At 28.1% G+C, this 2,212-nt stretch carries 4 protein-coding genes; 1 reads left to right on the forward strand and 3 read right to left on the reverse strand.

Annotated features, from left to right (window positions below; genetic code table 11):
- Positions 1 to 142: 142 nt before the first annotated feature.
- From LQE93_RS16630 to LQE93_RS16640, 3 genes are all read right to left on the reverse strand, one after another.
- On the reverse strand, positions 143 to 436 hold the full coding sequence (locus LQE93_RS16630; RefSeq protein WP_186839643.1) for a Dabb family protein: 294 nt from the start codon (positions 434 to 436) through the stop codon (positions 143 to 145).
- Between the two features lie 98 nt (positions 437 to 534).
- Positions 535 to 963, reverse strand: coding sequence for a YybH family protein (locus LQE93_RS16635; protein WP_186839642.1), 429 nt, complete (start codon positions 961 to 963; stop codon positions 535 to 537).
- A 67-nt stretch (positions 964 to 1,030) separates the two neighbouring features.
- The gene (locus tag LQE93_RS16640) at positions 1,031 to 1,435 is read right to left on the reverse strand and encodes a pyridoxamine 5'-phosphate oxidase family protein (protein WP_186839641.1); all 405 of its coding nucleotides are present in this window, start codon (positions 1,433 to 1,435) and stop codon (positions 1,031 to 1,033) included.
- A 143-nt stretch (positions 1,436 to 1,578) separates the two neighbouring features.
- On the opposite strand from LQE93_RS16640, the gene LQE93_RS16645 reads away from it, so the two are divergent.
- Positions 1,579 to 1,905 (forward strand): winged helix-turn-helix transcriptional regulator, encoded by a 327-nt coding sequence (locus tag LQE93_RS16645; RefSeq protein WP_186839640.1) that lies wholly within the window; start codon positions 1,579 to 1,581, stop codon positions 1,903 to 1,905.
- The last annotated feature ends 307 nt before the right edge of the window (positions 1,906 to 2,212 follow it).

Consider the following 2,212-nt stretch of genomic DNA (forward strand, 5'->3'; position numbering starts at 1 on the left):
AATGCAAATCCTATTTGTTGCATAGGAATCACATTTTTTGTGAAGTTTTTCATATTATTACTATGCGCAAAAAAGGAAGTTCAAATTCGAACTTCCTTTTCTTTATCGGCAAATATCAAATTTTTTTTGATACAGCCCCTTTTTATTTAATTTCATAGTCCATACATACTCTATTTGATACAACACTTCTTACAAAAGTAGCAACTTTAATATGTTCTTCGTGCTTTTGATATACCTCAAGAGCTTCTAAATTTTCAAAGGTACTATCTAACATTAAAGATGCATTACTGCCTGCGATAGGTTCAATGTTTACTTTTATTTCCACTATTCCAGGAATCTTTGAAATTAAAGCTTCTAATCCAGTTTTTATTTTTAGTTTAGTTTCAAGATTATCATGTTCTTCTTTTAAATTCCATAAAATTATGTGCTTAATCATAATAACAACTCCTTTAAAAAACTATATACCTTTATGATAACACAAGTGAAATAATTAAAATATAAGTTATTAATTATTAATATGTTAAACTAGATATTTTAAAATCCCTCTTTTTCTCCTGTTACTGGCATATTTGAATAATGAACATGAAATAATCTCCATTTATTATCTTCCGTTTTGATATAAACTTGTGTTTCTCTACCTTTAGTTTCATGAGATTCTTTAGTGTTTTTAAATTGGGCAACAAAATGCCAATAAAATTCTGCTATAACAGTGTCTTTAAAAATTTGCATATTTACATCGAAAATATTAAGGTTTCTCTTAGAAAAATTATTCCTCATTGTTTTAATATAAAAATTTTCTTTTATTTGTTCAAAACCATGTTCATGGTCTCTAGGATGAATAAAAGTAGATTCATCAGAATCCATCCATACCTTTGATGCTAAATTTAAGTCAGTTTCATCTACAGATTTTGCATATTGTGAAATTTTGAATAGAATTTCTTTTTGTATTTCTTCTTTTCTCATTTTAATTCTCCTAGCTATAATTTGTATACAATGTAGATATCAATATTAACTTAATAATTGAGATATATTAAAGAATATATGTTACAGGTGGATTTCCACTAAAATCTGCAATGGTTGCTTTGGCATCTTCAAGGTAGAATGCTTCAAAAATTGGATTTTCAGAATTTTGATATAGAGACTTAACAAGTGGATTATGCTCTATTATAGATTTTTTTATATCTAAATCCTTAGTAAATTTAGCCTTACCACTTAATCTAATCCAAGCAAAATTTGGAGTAGATGTACATATTTCTACATAAGGATTATTTTGAATTTGAGAATAAACGTCTTTTTCATTATTTGTGCAGAAATATAATTTACCTTCTTTTTCAAGCATGAATTGGAATGGACGAACCTTAGGTCTGCCATCTAAACCTACTGTTGAAAAATATTGAACTGGATTATCATTTAAAAATTTTATTACTTCATTCATTGTGAATGCCCCCTTATTTTTGATTTATTGAAAATTTTTTTTGACAAGATTATAATAGTTCTAATGATATCAATTGTATAGTAAGCACTTTAAAGTGCTATAGTATCCTTTATGATACTAATGTGAAAGGATGGGGTTTTAGCATGAATAAAAATTTACCTCCATGTCCAGTTGAAGTAACTTTAAGCCTTATTGGTGACCGTTGGAAGGTATTAATAATTCGCGATTTATTAGCAGGAACTAAGAGATTTGGGGAATTAAAAAAGTCTCTTGGAACTATAACTCAAAAAGTTCTTACTTCAAATTTGAGAGCTATGGAAAACAGTGGACTACTTACGAGAAAGGTTTATGCTGAAGTTCCTCCAAGGGTAGAATATACTTTAACAGAAACAGGTTATAGTTTGAAGCCGATTCTAGATTCTATGGTAGAATGGGGAGAAAATTATAAGAAGATATGTGAAGGACAATAGTAAAAATTAAAGCTATAGTTTCTGAAACATTTATGATAATAGTTGCAGAAATTAAGGGGCTGTATCAAAAAAATTTGATATTTGCCGATAAAGAAAAGGAAGTTCGAATTTGAACTTCCTTTTTTGAGCATAGTAATAATATGAAAAACTTCACAAAAAATGTGATTCCTATGCAACAAATAGGATTCGCATTACAGGTTCCTTTTATACCAAGTGAAGATGATTCAGTAAGATTGCTATTTGAAGTTACGGAGGGATTAGATTTTACAGATTTATATAAAACATACTCTACATTAGGTAGAAATCC

It is taken from the genome of Clostridium sp. NSJ-145, from assembly GCF_021044725.1.
Taxonomy (GTDB): Bacteria; Bacillota; Clostridia; order Clostridiales; family Clostridiaceae; genus Clostridium; species Clostridium disporicum_B.